Origin of the sequence: Lysobacter sp. Root667 (assembly GCF_001427715.1) — a bacterium.
Lineage (GTDB): Bacteria > Pseudomonadota > Gammaproteobacteria > Xanthomonadales > Xanthomonadaceae > Lysobacter.
Map to the genome: position 1 here is coordinate 179,824 of NZ_LMHF01000016.1, position 17,215 is coordinate 197,038.

Consider the following 17,215-nt stretch of genomic DNA (forward strand, 5'->3'; position numbering starts at 1 on the left):
CGCGCGTCCTGCGCGCCGCCCTTCGGGTCTGAGTGGGATTGAGCGAGTGCGGTGTATTGGATTTCAATGCAACAGCAACAGCAACGGCAACGGCAACGGCAACGGCAATTGCTAGAGCAACTGCTAGAGCTAAGGGCGCTTGGAGCGTTGTTGCCGTCGCCGGCCTGAACCCCTCTCCAGCTTGCAGCGCCCGAAGGGTGTGCAAGGCTGAGAGGGGTTGGGGTGAGGGCCGCCCTTAAACCCCGATCGCCGGATCGCTGACGCTAGACCGTCCGGTTTCCATATGACCCGCGAAGCGACGCAGGTAGGTGCTGTCGTGGTCCGAACTCAGGCTCAGGTCATACCAATGCGCGCTGGCAGCCAACGGCCAGCTGTCGTCGACGCTGGCGCCGGGGGCGAGCGGGTAGCTGCGCGGGGCGGCGCTGCTGTAGTGGTTGGGGCGCAGTGTGAGCCGGCAGGCGCCGGTGCCGGAATTGGTGAAGCGCAGCAGCAAACGGTCGTTGGCCAGGTCGTACTCGACGTGCAGTTCGGGATTGGCGCCGCCGTTGGCGCTGGCTTTGAGCAGGTCGCCCTGGAAGCTGCGCAGGAAACCGTTCGGGCCGTGCGCGCTGAGGTCGTACTTGCCCTGGGTGTAGGCCTTGGCGCTCCAGTAATCCGACAACTGAGTGCCTGGGGTAAGCGTGTAGTACCACGGGCCATCGCTGCGATTGCGCGCGTAGACGTTGAAGCCGGCGCCGGCGATGCCGCTGTTGGCGAAATCCAGCCAGTAGCGTCCGCTCGATGCCTCGATGCGGCCGTGTACATGCAGTTGGTACGGCAAGGCACGGGCCGGGCGCTGGCCTGGTTCCTGGCGCGGCATTTTCGGTTGCTTGGGCGCGCTGGGCACCGGCAGCTTGCAGGACTGGTCGGCGCGGCTCATATGCTCGCGGGTGTCCGGCAGCGCCGGCCATACCGGATCGGCGCCGGCGAAATCCAGGGTGGTGCTGAGGTCGCCGGCGACCGCGCGGCGCCAGGCGCTGATGTTGGGCTCGGCGACGCCGAAGCGCGCCTCCAGGAAACGCAGCACGGAGGTGTGGTCGAACACCTGCGAATTGACCCAGCCGCCCTTGCTCCACGGCGAGATCACGAACATCGGCACGCGCACGCCCAGACCCACCGGGGTGCCGTTGTAGTTTTCGGTCGCGGTGTCGACGGTGCTCTTGCCCAGTTCCGGTTTGATCGGCGGCAGCGGCGGCGGTACGTGGTCGAAGAAGCCGCCGTTCTCGTCGTAGTTGATGATGAACACGGTCTTGGACCAGACCTCGGGATTGGCGACCAGCGCCTCCAGCAGGCGCGCGCTCAGCGATTCGCCGTAGGCCGGGGTCGCGGCCGGGTGTTCGCTCATGATGTAGGGCGGCACGATCCACGACACCGCCGGCAGCGTGCCTTCGCGCACGTCCTTGGCGAAGGCGGCGACCAGGTGCTCGCCGCGCGAGCTCGCGGCGTTGGCGGCGGTCGAGCCGTCCACCCAGGCGCGTCCGCGCTTGTACAGTTCCGAGTCGCGGTCCAGGTTGCGGAAGTTGGCGAACGACTGCAGCGAGTTGTCGCCGTAGTTGTCGTACTCCTGATACACGCGCCAGCCGATGCCGGCGTTCTGCAGGCGCTCGGCGTAAGTGCTCCAGCGGTGGCCGACGAAGCTGGCCTTGTCCTTGGCCATGTCCGACGTCCAGTTGCCATCGTCGGCGTTGTTCACCGCCTGCGCGCCGAGGTCGCCGACGGTCATGCCGCTGGTGCCGGTGAACAGGTGCATGCGGTTGGGATTGGTCGGGCCGTGGTGCGAGCAGTAGTAGGCGTCGCAGACGGTGAAGGCGTCGGCGAGCGCGTAGTAGTAGGGCAGGTCGGCGCGGGTGAAGTGACCCATGCACATCGGGCCCTTGGTCGCGATCCAGGCGTTGTAGTCCTTCCAGCGCGCGTGCGAACCCTTCCAGCTGTGGTCGATGTCGGCCAAGCATTGCGAGGCGGTGCTGTCGGTGCTGAGCCGGAACGGCAGTACCGCCTGGCCGCCGCTCTTGGGCTGGCGCCAGACCGGATCGCCGTTGGGCAGCGAGATCGGGCGCGGGTCGTCGAAGCCGCGCACGCCGCGCAGGCCGCCGAGGTAATGGTCGAAGGAACGGTTCTCCTGCATCAGGATCACCACGTGCTGGACGTCCTGGATCGTGCCGGTGACGCGCGCGGCGGGCGTGGCCAGCGCAGCGCGAATGCCCGGCGGCAGCATCGCCAGCGTGGCGGCGGCGCCGGCGAACTTGAGGAAATCGCGACGGGTGTCGGAGACCATGGGCGTTCCTTGCGAGCGGTGATGCGGGGGAACGCGCGATGCTGGGCGAGGATGGTTGCAGCGGTGTGGCAGCGCGCGCTCAGGGCCCGTAATTGGGTTCCAGTTCCGACAGTAGCGCCGCGACCGCAGGCACGTTCCGGTAACGGCGTCGCAGTTCGGCCAGGCGGCGGTCGTTGCCGGTGCAGGCGCTGCGCACGCCGTCTCCGATCTCCTTGCGGCGCTCGCGGTCGTCGGCGTCGTTGCCTTCCGGCGAGGGTTCGCCGGCCCAATGCTCGCAAAGGTCGTAGCGTTCGAGAAAGGCGCGCACTTCGTGCGGCTGCTGGCACCAGTCGGGGTGCTGTTCCGGCGGCTCGCACGACGAGCGCTCGCGCAGGCTGAGGTAACCGTTCGGGCGCGGGTCGTCGAGTTTGGGTTCGCGTGCGTGCGCGGCCAGGGCGACAAAGGCCAGGCTCAGGATCAACGCGCTGCGGTGATGCATGGATCGTTGATGCATGGGGCGTTCCTCTGGTCGGGCCTATGGGCGTGGCTCAGGGTAAACCCGCGGCGCGCCCCTGCGACAGGCATATGGGCGATGTCGCCGCCTGAGTGTTGGGCATGTCCTGCATGCCTAAGCGTGAATCGAAAGCATCGTCAGACCGATCTTTCGTACTGTCGGCGAATGCGGGGCGAGGGATTCAGGCCGCCGCATCCAGCCAGAGCGTCATCAAACGCCGCGGATGCGCGCGGTAGCCCGCGCGTTCGTAGATGCCGCGCGCGCGCTCGTTGTCGTCGTTGACCTCAAGCCGCAGCGCCAGCAGACCTTCGGCGCGGCACAGCGCCTCGGCTTGCGCAAACGAAAACTCACCGGTAGAGGTGTTGCGGGCCAAGTTGTTGGACGTACGGTGCGAGGACGGCGGCAGGATGTCCAGCAACCAACCACGAACGAACAGGCGGTCGGCGTGGGCTTCAGGCAGGGTGCCATAGGTGCTTGTGACGGTGTCCAGTGGATAGCAACCAGGCGACAAAATCGTGATGGCCGGAAGCAACGGCCCAGTTTTCATTCGACTGACATCTTAACCGTCGCGGCCCGCGAAACGGCGTTCGGTGAACAATTGAAGATTGCTGCGCTACAGTCTTTCAATGAGGTGCTGGCACCATTTGTCGGCTCTGGTCGCGTTGTAAACCCATCTGACCTTTGTCGGCTTGTCGTCGTCAAAGCGATAGGTGAATCCTTCCGGTTTTCGGTCCAGATAGAGGGCGCAGATTCTCGTGCCGACTGGCATGACGCGCGGATCAGAGGTCTTCGCCACGGTCTCGCATTTCGCGTTTCCAGCAATTTCATAGCTGAGCTTCATTGCGAACTCGGGCCCTCCGTTCGGAACGCGCCCGCACGCGTCTGATGTTCCGTCCTCATACGTTTCGCTGTATCCGTAACAAGTCTTGCCGCCGTCCTCTGAGCTACATAAGACTCCGATGAGCTCCGAACGAGGAATCGATTCCGTGCTGGATGCACAAGACGTCAGCGCAAGGGCGATGAGCAAGTGGCGAAGGTCTTTCATAGATTGGCTGTGGCTTCAGCTAAGGCGAGCTTCGAAGCGACCTCAGACTGGCTTATGCGGGTGCCGCACAGACGACAGACGCCGGAGGCATCTGTCGCCGATAATAGGGGCCGCTCGACCATTGATCGCTGCGCTTAGATCAGTCCGCGCGGCCGGCGAACTCGCCGGTCACGGTGTTCACCAGCACGCGTTCGCCGTTGACGATGTACTCCGGCACCATGATCTCGATGCCGGTCGAGAGCTTGGCCGGCTTCGGGCGCTTGGTGGCGGTGCCGCCCTTGAGTTCCGGCGGGGTTTCCATGACTTCCAGGGTCACGCTGGCCGGCAGCTGGATGGCGACCGGCTGGTCGTCGATGATCTGCACATAGCAGCCCGACAGGTCGTCGACGATATAGCCGGCGGCGTCGCCGATCACGTCGGCGTCGAGCGTGTACGGGGTGTAGTCCTCGTCGTCGAGGAAGACGAAGGCGTCGCCGTCCTTGTACGAGTAGGTCACCTGGCGGCGGCTGAGTTCGACTTCCTTGAGCTCGTCGTCGCCGCCGACGCTGAGGTCGAGCTTGGTGCCGCCGGGGACCGAGTACATGGTGAATCGGAACTTCACGTTACCGCCACGACCCTGCGGCGAGCTGCGCTCGATATCGCGGATCTGGTAGACGGTGTTGTTGTGTTCGATCACGTTACCTTTCTTGACGTCGTAGGCTTTCATTGCGTGCGTTCCGGTAGAGGGTTTGCTGCGGCGGGAGCGGCGCCATTCGCGGCTGCAAGCATCGCGACTTGCGTCGCTCCCACGGGGAGCAGGAAGAGAGGCTTACTTCGGCGCCAGACGGGTGGCGCCGTCGAGACGGATGGTCTCGCCGTTGAGATAGCGGTTGCCGAGGATGTAGGCGACCAGGTCGGCGAATTCTTCCGGACGGCCCAGGCGCGAGGGGAACGGGATCGAAGCGCTCAGCGACTGCTGCACCGACTCGGGCATGCCGTCGACCATCGGGGTCCAGAAGATGCCCGGCGCGATGGTCATCACGCGGATGCCGAAGCGCGACAGTTCGCGCGCCATCGGCAGGGTCATGCCGACCACGCCGCCCTTGGACGCCGAGTACGCGGCCTGGCCGATCTGGCCCTCGTAGGCGGCAACCGAGGCGGTGTTGACGATCACGCCGCGCTCGCCGTCGTCGCCGGCTTCGTTGTGCTGCATCAGGTTGGCGGCGGCCTTGGCGACGTTGAAGCTGCCGACCAGGTTGACCATGACCGTGCTCTGGAACTGGGCCAGCGGCATCGGCGCGTCCTTGCCCAGCACGCGGCCGGCGCCGAGGATGCCGGCGCAGTTGATCGCGACGTTGAGCCCGCCGAGGAAGTCGCGGGCGGCGGCGACGTTGGCGACCACGCCGGCTTCGTCGCTGACGTCGGTGCGGAAGTAGCGCGCCTTGGCGTCGCCGAACTGGGCGACCGCGGCCGCGCCCTTGTCGTCGTTGAGGTCGAGCAGGGCGACCTTGCCGCCGTTGGCGACCAGGTGCTGGGCGACGGCCAGGCCGAGGCCGGAGACGCCGCCGGTGACGATGGCGCGCACGGAGTCGAGTTGCATAGGAAGGTCCGGGTCGGGGAAACCGGCGATTTTACCGGACTGGCTGCGCGGTCGCTGCGGCCGGCTCGGGGCCGTCCTGGCCCGGAGCCTGCGGTTCTTCGGGGCTGCGGTAGACCACGCCGTCCTTGAGCACCAGTAGCGGCTGCCGCAGGGCGTCGATGCGTTGGCTGGGGTCGCCGGCGAACGCGGCCAGGTCGGCGCGCAGGCCCGGGGCGATGCGGCCGATGCGCTCGGACTGGCGCAGGATCCGCGCGGCGACCGAGGTGCAGGCGCGCAGGGCCTGGGCCGGACTCATGCCCAGCCTGACCATCCACGCCGGCTCGCGGTAGTTGTCGCCGTGGCGGAACACGCCGACGTCGCTGCCGCAGCCGATCGTGGTCTTCTGCGCCAGCGCGGTGCGGAACGCCTGCTCGGCTTCGCGCAGTTTCGGCGTCGGCGGCGATTGCCCGGGCACGTAGCCGTTGTAGTACTGCTCGGTGGACTCGACCGCCGTCAGGGTCGGCAGGTAGGCGACGTTTTTCTCGCGCATCAGGCGGAAGGTCGCGGCGCTGCCGCCATAGCCGTGCTCGATGCTGTCCACCCCGGCCTCGATCGCCATGCGCATGCCGGCGTCGGTGGCGGCGTGGGCGGCGACCGTGCGGCCGCTGAGATGCGCGGTTTCGACCAGGGCGCGCAGTTCGGCGGCGCTGAAGGTGGGCTGGGCGCTGCCGTCGGCCCCGATGCGGTAGTCGGCGTAGACCTTGATCCAGTCGGCGCCGTGGCCGGCCTGTTCGCGCACCGCCCGCACGGTCTCGTCGACGCCGCTGACTTCCTGGGCGCCGCCGGGCAGTTCCAGGTCGGGACGGAAGCCGCGCGGGCCGGGGCCGTAGCTGGCGGTGGCGACGATGGCGAGGGTCGCTACGAACAGGCGCGGGCCCGGGATCAGCCCTTCGTCGATGGCGCGCTTGAGCGAGAGGTCGGCGTAACCGGCGCCTTCGGTGCCGAGGTCGCGCAAGCTGGTGAAGCCGGCGCGCAGGGTGTCGCGGGCATGGCGGGCGGCGAGCAGGGTGCGGTAGGCCTCGGCTTCCTTCAGCACCTGATCGTTCCAGGGCGCCTCGTTGTAGGGGTGCAGGAACAGGTGCGAATGCAGGTCGATCAGGCCCGGGGTCAGGGTGGCGCCAGGCAGATCGATGCGGCGTGCGTCGGCGGGCGCCTCGATCGTATCGGCGGGACCGACCGCGACGATCGCGCCGTCGCGCACCAGCACCGCCCAGCCGGTGAGGGAGGCGTCGTCGTCGCCGGTCCAGACCCGTTCGGGGCGCAGCAGCAGGGTTTCGCGCGGCGCGGGCTTGGGATCGGCCGCGTGGGCGGCGAAGACCGCAAGAGCGAGCAGCAGGCCCGACAGCGCCGGGCGCAAGCGGTGTTTCATCGGCAGACCTTGGGTGAAAGAGGGCGACCTTCGCGTTTGCGGGCCGCGCGCGGAAGCGACGGGATCGCCGCATTCGCGAGCATGACGGCAAGACGGCGCGGCGCCGCGCATCCTCAACCCGGCAGCGCGAGCGGCGAGCGGTAGTACTGCTGCAGTTCGTCCGGCATCAGGCCGGGCGCGAACAGGAAGCCCTGGCCGACCTCGACCCCGAGCTTGAGCAGGAACGCGCGCTGGCGTTCGGATTCCACGCCCTCGGCGACCAGACCCAGGCCCAGGCTGCGCGCGATTCCGGTCACCGCCTGGCAGACCGCGACGTCGGACTGGTTGTCCGGCACGCCCTGCACGAACAGCTGGCTGAGCTTGAGGCCGTGGATCGGCAGGCGGCGCAGGTAGTTGAGCGCGCTGTAGCCTTCGCCGAAATCGTCGATGGTCAGCATCACGCCCATCTCGCGCAGGGCGTGGAAGGTGCGCATGGTGTCGGGCACGTCTTCGATCAGCACGCGCTCGGTGAATTCCAGCTCCAGCGCGCTGCCGGGCAGGCCGGATTCGGCCAAGGCCGCGGCCACGCTGCTGGCCAGGTCTTCGCCGAGGAACTGGCGGTAGGACACGTTGACCGCGACCCGTTGCACGTCCAGGCCGCGTTCGTGCCAGCGCCGCAGCTGGCGGCAGGCTTCCTTCAGCACCCAACTGCCGATGCCGACGATGTCGCCGGTGGTTTCGGCATGGTCGATGAAGCGGTCCGGGCGCATCTCGCCCAAGGACTGGTTGCGCCAGCGGATCAGCGCTTCGACCGCGACCACCGAACCGTTGCCGAGATCGACCTGGGGTTGGTAGACCAGATGGAACTCGTCGTTGTGGACCGCGCGGCGCAGGTGGGTTTCCAGCTGCAGGCGGTGCAGCTGCTGTTCGGCCAGCTCCGGGGTGAAGCTCTGCCAACCGTTGCGGCCGCGGCGCTTGCTGTCGTACATGGCGACGTCGGCGCTCTGGATCAGCTGCTGCGAGCGCACGCCGTCGATCGGCGCCTGGGCGATGCCGATGCTGGCGGTGATGCTGAATTCTTCGCCGTCGAGGCGGAAGCTGTCGCCGAAGATTTCCAGGATCGAGTCGGCCAGGCGTTCCGGGCGGGCCGGGTCGTTGCCGGTTTCGCACACCACCAGGAATTCGTCGCCGCCGAAGCGCGCGATCATGCCTTCGCTGCCGACCGCGCGCTGGATGCGGCGCGCGGCCGAGGCCAGCAGGCGATCGCCGGCGGCGTGGCCGAGCACGTCGTTGACGACCTTGAAGCGGTCCAGGTCGATGTACAGCACCGCCAGCGCGGCGCGCTCGGGGTCGTCGAGCCGGCTTTCCAGCTCCGACAGCACCGCGTCGCGGTTGAGCAGGCCGGTGAGCGGGTCGCTGCGCGCCTGGATGCGCAGGTTCTCTTCGTCGTGCTTGCGTTCGGTGATGTCCTGCAGCGTGCCGATCAGGCGCGCGTTGAGCGCGTCGGCGGCCTCGGCCTGGGCGATGGCGCGGACCCAGAAGCCGCGCCCGTCGGCGCGCATGCCCTGCAGTTCCAGATCGAGATTGCGGCCGAACGCGATCGCGTGATCGAGCGCGTCGCGCAGGCGCAGGCGGTCGCCGGGGCGCAGGCAGTCGAGCATGGCGCCCATGCTCGCCGGCACCGGGTCGTGGCCGAGGATGCGCTGCGCTTCTTCGGTGAGGTAGAGCAGGTCAGGGCCGGCTTCCCATTCCCAGCCGCCGATGTGGGCCAGGCTCTGGGCGCGGTCGAACAGGGCGCTGTCGCGCTTGAGCGCGGTGACGTCGGTGAACAGCGACAGGACCTGGTGCGGGCGGTCGCCGCCGGCCGGGAACTGCGGCAGCGAGGTCACCGACAGCCAGATCAGGTTGCGGCGCACGCGGTGGTACAGGCCGACCACCATGCTCTCGACCCGGCGGCCGCTGTCGAGCGCGCGTTGCGCCGGGAACTCCTTCTGGCTCAGTTCGCGGCCGTGTTCGTCGATCACCATCCAGTGTTCGGCGGCCATGTCGTGATCGGCGCTGTGGCCGTCGACTATGCCCAGGATGCGCATCGCCGCGCCGTTGACGTAGATCACCTTGAAGTCGGGATCGTGGACGACGATGCCGTGGTCGATGGTTTCCATCAGCTCGCGGTAGCGCAGTTCGGCGTCGCGGCGGCCGCTGAGGTCGCGCGCGACCGCGACGATGCAGCGCCGGCCCTCGTGCTCGAACCCGGCCGAATGCACTTCGACCGGGAAGCGGGTGCCGTCGCCGCGCATGTTGGTGACTTCGATGACGTAGGTTTCGCCGCGGTTGAGGGATTCCCATACCGGGTTGAGGTGGTCGCGCGGCAGTTCCGGGTTGAGCACGTGGATCGGCTGGCCGACGATCTGGTCGCGCGGCCGGCGGTAGGCGGCCATGCCGGCCTTGTTGAGATCCAGGACCGTGCCTTCCTCGTCGAGGATGCTGACCGGATCGGGCACCGCGTCGAACACCGCGCGGTAGCGCGAGTGGGCGACGTCGGCGTCTTCGCTGCTGGTGCGGATCGCCTCGGCGGCCTGTTGCAGCAGGGCGCGCGTGGCCTCCGACAGCGCGGGGTCGTTGCCGGCCAGTTCCAGCGCCGCCAGGGTCGCGGCCGCGTCCACCGCAGTGGGCGGCGCGATCGGTTCGCTGCCGGGCCGGCGCTGGCTCATGACGCGCCCAGCGCCTTGCCGACCTTGCTGCCGGTCTCGCGGCCGAGCAGGCCGGCCAACCAGCGGCCGGTGTCGGCCAGTGCGTTCAAGTCGATGCCGGTCTCGATGCCCAGGCCGTGCAGCATGTAGACCACGTCTTCGCTGGCGACGTTGCCGCTGGCGCCCTTGGCGTAGGGGCAGCCGCCGGTGCCGGACACGGCCGAGTCGACCACCGCCACGCCTTCTTCCAGGCAGGCCAGGATATTGGACAGGGCCTGGCCGTAGGTGTCGTGGAAATGCACCGCCAGCGCCGGCATCGGCACTTCCGCCGCGACCGCCTTCAGCATCGCGCGCGCCTTGCCGGGCGTGCCGACGCCGATGGTGTCGCCCAGCGAGATTTCGTAGCACCCCATCGCGTGCAGGGCCTTGGCCACGCGCACCACGTCGGCGACCGGCACCGCGCCCTGGTAGGGGCAGCCGAGCACGGTCGATACGTAGCCGCGCACCGCCACGCCGTCGGCCTTGGCGCGCGCCAGCACCGGCGCGAAGCGCGCCAGCGATTCGTCGATGCCGGCGTTGATGTTCTTCTGGTTGAAGGCTTCCGAAGCCGCGGTGAACACCGCGATCTCTTCCACGCCGACCGCGCGTGCGCGTTCGTAACCCTGTTCGTTCGGCACCAGCACCGGGTAATGCACGCCGGGCTTGCGTTGGATGCCGGAGAACACTTCGGCGGCGTCGGCCAGCTGCGGCACCCATTTGGGGCTGACGAAGCTGGTCGCCTCGATGCTGCGCAGGCCGGTCGCGGACAGGCGATCGATCAGGGCGATCTTGTCGGCGGTGGCGATCTGCGCCTTTTCGTTCTGCAGCCCGTCGCGCGGGCCGACTTCGACGATGCGGACCGAGGGGGTCATGGCGCGGCTCCGATGCGCTTGAGTTCCACCGCTTCCGATCCGGGCTCGTCCAGCCGGCCGAACAGCGGCTCGGGGCCGCGCTTGAGCAAGGCCGCAAGCGCTTCAGCATCGCTTTGCATCAGCACCGTCGCGTTGTCGTCGCTGCCGTCCTCGTCGCTCGCGAGCAGGCGCCCTTTGAAGCGGCCCGCCTGGACGCTGGCGCGCACCAGGTCGGCATTGGGCAGCCAGCCGCGCAGTTGCCGGCCGCGGATCCGGTAGGCGGCGATGAACACGCTGTCGGCCGGCACCTGCGCGCTCAGGCCCGCGCCTTCGTCGCCGAGCATGCGCTCGGCGTCCTGCGGCGTCAGCACCAGGTAGCGCAACGGGCCTTCGGCGTAGCTGCGCAGGTTCACTTCGACCGTGCGACCGTGCACCGGCCACTGCGCGCGGCAGCGCGCGTCGATCACGATATCGCGGCCCGGACCGTCGTCGCTGGAGCGCCAGCGTCCGGCCAGGGCCGGGTCGCAGGACAGCGCGGCCGCGGGCGCGTGCTCGAACGCGACGCAGCCCGACAGCGCGAGCAGGAGCGCAGCGGCGAGGGCAGGGCGCGGATTCATGCGTCCAGCACCACCAGCACCACCAGCACCGCGTCGGCCTCGACGAATTCGCCGGCGCCGGCGCGCACTTCGGCGACCGTGCCTGCGCGCGGGGCCTTGAGGCTGAGTTCCATCTTCATCGCTTCGATCACCATGAGCTCCTGCCCGGTTTCGACCTGGTCGCCTGCGCCGGCCTTGACCACCACCACCCGGCCGGGCATCGGGGCGACCACTTGGTTGCCGGTGCCGGCCGCCGCGGCCGATTCGTGACGATACATCGGGACCGGCAGCAAGCGCAGCCGGCGCTCGCCGTCGTGGACCACCACCCGGCGCTCATCCCCTAACAACGCAAAACGGCGCGCGCGGCCGTCGATGCGCAGGCTCAGGCCGTCGCCGCCTTGGCGCGCGCCCTGGACGTGGCGGGTCCGCCCGGCCTGTTCGATGCGGTAGTCGCCGGCGCTGCCCTGGGCGTGCAGCTCCAGGCGCTCGTCGCGGCGCAGGAAGGCCAGGCTGCGGCGGCCGCCGTGGCCCAGGCGCCAGCCGTCGGCGATCGCCCAGGGCGATTCCGGGTCGTTGGAGGCGGCCGCGCGGCGGCGGGTGTCGCGTTCCTGGGCCAGCAGCTCGGCCACGGTTGCGGCGATCAGCAGGTCGTCGGCGTTCTCGTCGCTGGCGCCGTCGGCGGCCGGCATGAACTCGTCGAGGTGGCGGTCCAGGTAGCCGGTGTCGATACGGCCTTCGATCACCGCCGGGTGACGCGCCAGGCGTTCCAGGAACTCGATGTTGGATTTGGGCCCGGCGATCTCGCACTCGGCCAGCGCCGCGCGCAGGCGGGCGAGGGCGCTGGGGCGGTCGACGTCGGCGACGATCAGCTTGGCGATCATCGGGTCGTAGAAGATCGTGACCGTGTCGCCCTCGATCACGCCCGAGTCTATGCGCACGTGGTCGTCGGGCGTGGGCAGGCGCAGCCGTTCCAGCCGGCCCGAGCCGGGCAGGAAGCCGGCCTCCGGGTCTTCGGCGTACAGGCGCACTTCGATCGCATGGCCGCGCTGGACGATCGCGTCCTGGGCCAGCGGCAGCGGTTCGCCGGAGGCCACCCGCAGTTGCCACTCGACCAGGTCCAGGCCGGTCACGTACTCGGTGACCGGGTGCTCGACCTGCAGGCGGGTGTTGATCTCCATGAAATAGAAACCCCCGTCCTGGCCGACGATGAACTCGACCGTGCCGGCATTGACGTAATCGATCGCATGTCCGGCCTGGACCGCGGCCGCGCCCATGGCCTGGCGCAGTTCCGCGCTCAGGAACGAGGACGGCGATTCCTCCAGCACCTTCTGGTAGCGGCGCTGCGCCGAGCACTCGCGCTCGTTGAGGTGGATCACTTGGCCGTGACTGTCGCCGAAGATCTGGATCTCGATGTGGCGCGGCTGTTCGACATAGCGTTCCAACAGCACGCGGTCGCGGCCGAATGCGTTGTGCGCCTCGCGCTGGCAGCTTTCCAGGTTCGCCAGGAATTCGTCGCTGGCGCGCACGATGCGCATGCCCTTGCCGCCGCCGCCGTGCGCGGCCTTGATCATCAGCGGGTAACCGATCGCGTCAGCCTCGCGGTGCAGCACCTCGGGCGCCTGCTCGGCGCCGGTATAGCCCGGCACCACCGGCACGCCGGCGGCCTGCATCAGTTCCTTGGCGCCGGCCTTGCTGCCCATCTTGCGCATCGAGGCGCCGGCCGGGCCGATGAAGGCCAGGCCCGCGGCCGCGACCGCGTCGGCGAAGTCGGCGTTCTCGCTGAGGAAGCCGTAACCCGGATGCACCGCCTGGGCGCCGCTGCGCAGCGCGACCTCGATGACGGCGTCGCCGCGCAGGTAGCTGTCGGCCGGGCGCGGGCCGCCGATCGGATAGGCCTCGTCGGCCTGGCGCACGTGCTGGGCATCGGCGTCGGCGTCGGAATAGACCGCGACGGTGCGGATGCCGAGGCGGCGGCAGGTGCGGATCACGCGGCAGGCGATTTCGCCGCGGTTGGCGATCAGGATCTTGCTGAACATGCGGATCAAACCTTCCCGTCTGGGGTTGGGCGGGGCGAGGGCCGAGTGTTTCGGCCGTGCGGGTAAGCCAGTATCACGTCGACGACTCCTCGGTGCGGTCGGTGCTTGGATGGCGCGCGGCGCGCGCGATCGGCCGGGGCGTCATGCCGGCAGGCGGCGGACCGCTTCGATGTCGTGCCCGTCCGGGTCCGATACGTAGGCGGCGTAGTGATCGAGCATGCTGACTCTGGCCTTCCTGCGGGCGGGGCGCGGCCGGCTGGCGCGCGAGGCGCCGGCGCGGCTACGAGGTGGTGGTGGATTCAGTGGCGGACGTGCCGGTGCAAGGGGTAGTGAAGCCGGCGAACGCGCGCCGCGTCAAATGGGCCGCGGCGGCCTGCGCTTTTTTGGTGGCGCGAGTCGGTCATGCCGGTGGCAGATGGCAGACCGCTTCGATGTTGTTGCCGTCCAGGTCGTAGGCGTAGGCGCCGTAGTAGTTCGGGTGGTAATGCGCGCGGATGTCGGGCGCGCCGTTGTCGCGTGCGCCGTGGGCCAGGGCGGTGGCGTGAAAGGCGTCGACCTGGGCGCGCGTAGCGGCGCTGAAGCAGATGTGGACGCCGCCGTGGGCCGGACCGGTACCGATCCAGAACTTGGGCTGCTGCGGCGGACCGAAGCCGCAACCTTCGTAGCCGCCGCTCTGTTCCCTGGTCACGTCCATGACCACGGCGAAGCCCAGGGTCGCGAGCACTTCACTGTAGAAGGCGCGGCTGCGCGGATAGTCGGCGACGTTGATACCCATGTGGTCGATCACGGTACGGCTCCTTGTAGCGGACGGGGGCGGTGCGGGGCCTGCGGACGATCCAGGGATTCCAGCTAGGGAATCCAGCTAGGGATTCCAGGCCGGCTTGCGCTTGTCGAGGAACGCGCCCAGGCCTTCCTGGCCCTCGGGCGAGACCCGCAGGCGCGCGATCAGGTCGGCGTTGTCGCTGTCGTGGCGGTCGCGGTCGCCGTGCGCGGCGACCCGGCGCACCAGCGCCTTGGCCTGGGCCGCGGCGACCGGGCCGGCCTTGAGCAGCAGATCGATCTGGCGCTGCACCGCCGCGTCGAGCTGGTCGGCCGGCACCAGCGCGTGCAGCAGGCCGATCGCCAGCGCGGTGTCGGCGTCGAAGATTTCCGCGGTCGCGAACCAGCGCCGCGCCTGGCGCGCGCCGATAGCCTCGATCACGTAGGGCGAGATCACCGCCGGCAGCAGGCCGAGCTTGCTCTCGGTCAGGCCGAACTTGGCCTCCGGCGCGCCGATCGCGATATCGCAGCAGGCCACCAGGCCGACCCCGCCGCCGAAGGCCGCGCCGTGCACGCGCGCGATGGTCGGCTTGGGCAGCTCGTCCAGGGTCCGCATCAGCCGCGCCAGGGCCAGGGCGTCGTCGCGGTTGGCGGCCTCGCTGGCGGCGGCCATGCCGCGCATCCAGTTGAGGTCGGCGCCGGCCGAGAACGAGGCGCCGTCGCCCTCCAGCACCACCACCCGCACCGCGTCCTCGCCGGCGACCGCGTCCAGGGCCCCGGTCAGGGCCGCGATCAGGACCGCATCGAAGGCGTTGTGCAGGGCGGGGCGGTTCAGGCGCAGGCGGGCCACGGGGCCCTCGCGCAGACTCAGCAACGGATGCGACATCGGGGGCGGGGGCTGTGTGGAGTCTGGCGAATGATAGCCGGCCGCCGTCGCGATCCGCCCCGGTACGGCCGTCGATGCTAGAATGAGAACAATTCGTATTTGTGATGTCCGACCGGACGCCCCGTGCGCCCACTGGTGAAACCTTGAAATTGTCCGAATTGCCGCGCCGCGTCGCGGCCACGGTCGAGTCCGTAGAGGACCAGGCCCCGAACGACGCGATCGCGCGACGGCTGCGCGAGCTGGGTTTCGTCAAGGGCGAGCGGGTCGAGGTGATGGCCGCCGGGCCGGTCTCGGCCGAGCCGCTGCTGATCCAGATCGGTTTCACCCGTTTCGCCCTGCGTCGCAGCGAGGCGGCGCGGATCCAGGTACAGCCGGAAGCGGGCGGGAGCGAACCATGAGTCATGCCGCGACGATGCAAGCCGCCGCCACGCCCGGGATCCCGCGCGTGGCCCTGGTCGGCAGCCCGAACTGCGGCAAGACCGCGCTGTTCAACCTGCTCACCGGCAGCCGCCAGAAGGTCGCCAACTACGCCGGCGTCACCGTCGAGCGCAAGGAAGGCCGCCTGCACGCGCCCTCCGGCCGCAGCTACGCCGTGCTCGACCTGCCGGGCGCCTACAGCCTGCATGCGGCGAGCCTGGACGAAGCGGTCACCCGCGACCTCTGCCGCGGCTTCTACCCCGGCGAACCCGCGCCCGACGTGATGGTCTGCGTGGTCGACGCCACCAACCTGCGCCTGCACCTGCGCTTCGCCCTGGAGCTGCGCGAACTCGGCCGGCCGATGGTACTGGCGGTCAACATGATGGACGCGGCCAAGCGCCGCGGCATCGAGGTCGACCTGGCGGTGCTGGAGCGCGAACTGGGCGTGCCGGTGGTGCCGACGGTCGCGGTGCGCCGCGACGGCGCGCGCGAACTGGTGGCGATGCTGGACCGGCTTTCCGAGGCGCCGCACGAACCGCGCGTGCACCTGGCCGAAGGCGCGCAACCGGCCGACCTGCACGCCGAGACCCGGCGCCTGCTGGCGCTGGCGGTGAGCATGCCGCGCCGCACCGCCGAAATCGACGATCGCCTCGACCGCTGGCTGCTGCACCCGGTGCTGGGCCTGCTGTCGCTGGCGGTGGTGATGTTCCTGATCTTCCAGGCGGTCTATGCCTGGGCCACGCCGCTGATGGACCTGATCGAGGCCGGTACCGCCTTATTCGGCGACGCCGTCGGTGGTGCGATGCCCGAGGGGCCGCTCAAGAGTCTGGTCGTCAAGGGCATCATCGCCGGCCTCGGCGGCGTGATCGTGTTCCTGCCGCAGATCCTGATCCTGTTCGCCTTCATCCTGGCCTTGGAGGAATCGGGCTACCTGCCGCGCGCGGCCTTCCTGCTCGACCGCATGATGGCCGGCGCCGGCCTGTCCGGACGCTCGTTCATCCCGCTGCTGTCGAGCTTCGCCTGCGCCATCCCCGGGATCATGGCCACGCGTTCCATCCAGGACCCGCGCGACCGCCTGGCGACGATCCTGGTCGCGCCGCTGATGACCTGCTCGGCGCGCCTGCCGGTGTACGCGCTGCTGATCGGCGCCTTCATCCCGCAGCAGAAAGTGCTGGGCGTGCTCAACCTGCAGGGCCTGGTGCTGTTCGCGCTGTACGCGGCCGGCATCTTCAGCGCGCTGATGGTGTCGTGGGTGATGAAGAAGTGGCGTCGCGACAAGGGCGAGCATGCCTTGCTGCTGGAACTGCCTTCGTACCGCGTGCCGCATCCGCGCGATCTGCTGATCGGCTTGTGGGAGCGCGCCTGGATCTTCCTGCGCCGGGTCGGCGGCATCATCCTGGCCCTGACCATCCTGCTGTGGTTCCTGCTCTCGTTCCCGGGCGCTCCCGCCGACGCGACGATGCCGGCGATCGACTACAGCTTCGCCGGCCGCATCGGCCACGCCATGACCGCGGTGTTCGCGCCGATCGGCTTCAACTGGCAGATCTGCATCGCCCTGATCCCGGGCCTGGCCGCGCGCGAAGTCGCGGTGTCCTCGCTGGCCACGGTGTACGCGCTGTCGGCCGCCGACGACGAGGCCGCGGCGCAGGCGCTGGCGCCGATCATCACCGACGGCTGGTCGCTGGCGACCGCGCTGGCATTGCTGGTGTGGTTCATCTACGCGCCGCAGTGCATCTCGACCCTGGCCACGATCCGGCGCGAGACCAACTCCTGGAAGCAGGTCGCGATCAGCGCCGGCTACCTGTTCGCGCTGGCCTACCTGGCCTCGTTCGTGACCTATCAGGTCGCGGTCGCGCTGGGAGCGGGCTGAGTATGGACGCCGGGCTGCTCGCGCAATACCTGGTGATCGCGCTGGCGGTGATCGTCAGCGCGGCCGTGGTCGCGAAGAAGCAGTTCCCCGGCGGCGTGCGCCGCTTGCGCATCGTCTGCGCGCTGCCGCTGGTCCGCGACGGGCGCCCGGACTGGATGCGCCGCCTCGGGCGCGCGATCGCGCCGGCGCCCAGCGCGTCCGGCCCCAACTGCGCCGGTTGCGACAACTGCGGGCCGACGGACTGATCGTCGCA

General features: G+C 69.4%; 16 protein-coding genes. 3 read left to right on the forward strand and 13 right to left on the reverse strand.

The features are described 5' to 3' along the window. Window positions 1-235: 235 nt before the first annotated feature. The 13 genes from ASD78_RS19475 to ASD78_RS19530 form a co-directional block, all read right to left on the reverse strand. Window positions 236-2,314 (reverse strand): phospholipase C, phosphocholine-specific, encoded by a 2,079-nt coding sequence (locus ASD78_RS19475; RefSeq protein ID WP_056104577.1) that lies wholly within the window; start codon window positions 2,312-2,314, stop codon window positions 236-238. A 79-nt stretch (window positions 2,315-2,393) separates the two neighbouring features. Next, complete coding sequence (locus ASD78_RS19480) at window positions 2,394-2,807, reverse strand: hypothetical protein (protein ID WP_156087901.1); 414 nt, start codon at window positions 2,805-2,807, stop codon at window positions 2,394-2,396. 181 nt (window positions 2,808-2,988) lie between these two features. After that, on the reverse strand, window positions 2,989-3,354 hold the full coding sequence (locus ASD78_RS21015) for a hypothetical protein (protein ID WP_156087902.1): 366 nt from the start codon (window positions 3,352-3,354) through the stop codon (window positions 2,989-2,991). 66 nt (window positions 3,355-3,420) lie between these two features. Next, window positions 3,421-3,648 (reverse strand): hypothetical protein, encoded by a 228-nt coding sequence (locus ASD78_RS21020; protein ID WP_156087903.1) that lies wholly within the window; start codon window positions 3,646-3,648, stop codon window positions 3,421-3,423. Window positions 3,649-3,991: 343 nt separating this feature from the next. Then, the gene (gene yeiP / locus ASD78_RS19490; protein ID WP_056104586.1) at window positions 3,992-4,558 is read right to left on the reverse strand and encodes an elongation factor P-like protein YeiP; all 567 of its coding nucleotides are present in this window, start codon (window positions 4,556-4,558) and stop codon (window positions 3,992-3,994) included. A gap of 102 nt (window positions 4,559-4,660) precedes the next feature. Further along, window positions 4,661-5,431, reverse strand: a complete 771-nt coding sequence (locus ASD78_RS19495) for an SDR family NAD(P)-dependent oxidoreductase (protein ID WP_056104588.1) — start codon at window positions 5,429-5,431, stop codon at window positions 4,661-4,663. A gap of 31 nt (window positions 5,432-5,462) precedes the next feature. Continuing rightward, window positions 5,463-6,839 carry an amidohydrolase family protein gene (locus ASD78_RS19500; RefSeq protein ID WP_056104591.1) on the reverse strand — a complete coding sequence of 459 codons (1,377 nt, stop codon included), beginning with the start codon at window positions 6,837-6,839 and terminating at the stop codon, window positions 5,463-5,465. Window positions 6,840-6,952: 113 nt separating this feature from the next. Then, the gene (locus ASD78_RS19505) at window positions 6,953-9,529 is read right to left on the reverse strand and encodes an EAL domain-containing protein (protein WP_056104594.1); all 2,577 of its coding nucleotides are present in this window, start codon (window positions 9,527-9,529) and stop codon (window positions 6,953-6,955) included. Then, window positions 9,526-10,419, reverse strand: a complete 894-nt coding sequence (locus ASD78_RS19510; RefSeq protein ID WP_056104597.1) for a hydroxymethylglutaryl-CoA lyase — start codon at window positions 10,417-10,419, stop codon at window positions 9,526-9,528. Before ASD78_RS19510 ends, ASD78_RS19505 begins: the two co-directional genes overlap by 4 nt. Further along, the gene (locus ASD78_RS19515) at window positions 10,416-11,015 is read right to left on the reverse strand and encodes a hypothetical protein (RefSeq protein ID WP_056104601.1); all 600 of its coding nucleotides are present in this window, start codon (window positions 11,013-11,015) and stop codon (window positions 10,416-10,418) included. The genes ASD78_RS19510 and ASD78_RS19515 overlap by 4 nt, the downstream gene beginning before the upstream one ends. Beyond that, window positions 11,012-13,030, reverse strand: a complete 2,019-nt coding sequence (locus ASD78_RS19520; protein WP_056104604.1) for a biotin carboxylase N-terminal domain-containing protein — start codon at window positions 13,028-13,030, stop codon at window positions 11,012-11,014. Before ASD78_RS19520 ends, ASD78_RS19515 begins: the two co-directional genes overlap by 4 nt. A gap of 400 nt (window positions 13,031-13,430) precedes the next feature. After that, window positions 13,431-13,817, reverse strand: coding sequence for a VOC family protein (locus ASD78_RS19525; RefSeq protein WP_056104608.1), 387 nt, complete (start codon window positions 13,815-13,817; stop codon window positions 13,431-13,433). 75 nt (window positions 13,818-13,892) lie between these two features. After that, window positions 13,893-14,675, reverse strand: coding sequence for an enoyl-CoA hydratase-related protein (locus ASD78_RS19530; protein WP_056104611.1), 783 nt, complete (start codon window positions 14,673-14,675; stop codon window positions 13,893-13,895). 143 nt (window positions 14,676-14,818) lie between these two features. Between ASD78_RS19530 and ASD78_RS19535 the strand changes: the two genes are divergently transcribed. From ASD78_RS19535 to ASD78_RS19545, 3 genes are read left to right on the forward strand one after another with little or no spacing between them, the layout of a single operon-like run. Next, window positions 14,819-15,073 (forward strand): FeoA family protein, encoded by a 255-nt coding sequence (locus ASD78_RS19535; protein ID WP_055910229.1) that lies wholly within the window; start codon window positions 14,819-14,821, stop codon window positions 15,071-15,073. Between the two features lie 14 nt (window positions 15,074-15,087). Further along, a complete protein-coding gene (locus ASD78_RS19540; RefSeq protein ID WP_056104726.1) occupies window positions 15,088-16,962 on the forward strand; it encodes a ferrous iron transporter B in 1,875 nt (624 codons plus the stop codon). Window positions 16,963-16,964: 2 nt separating this feature from the next. Next, on the forward strand, window positions 16,965-17,207 hold the full coding sequence (locus ASD78_RS19545; RefSeq protein ID WP_055910226.1) for a DUF6587 family protein: 243 nt from the start codon (window positions 16,965-16,967) through the stop codon (window positions 17,205-17,207). The last annotated feature ends 8 nt before the right edge of the window (window positions 17,208-17,215 follow it).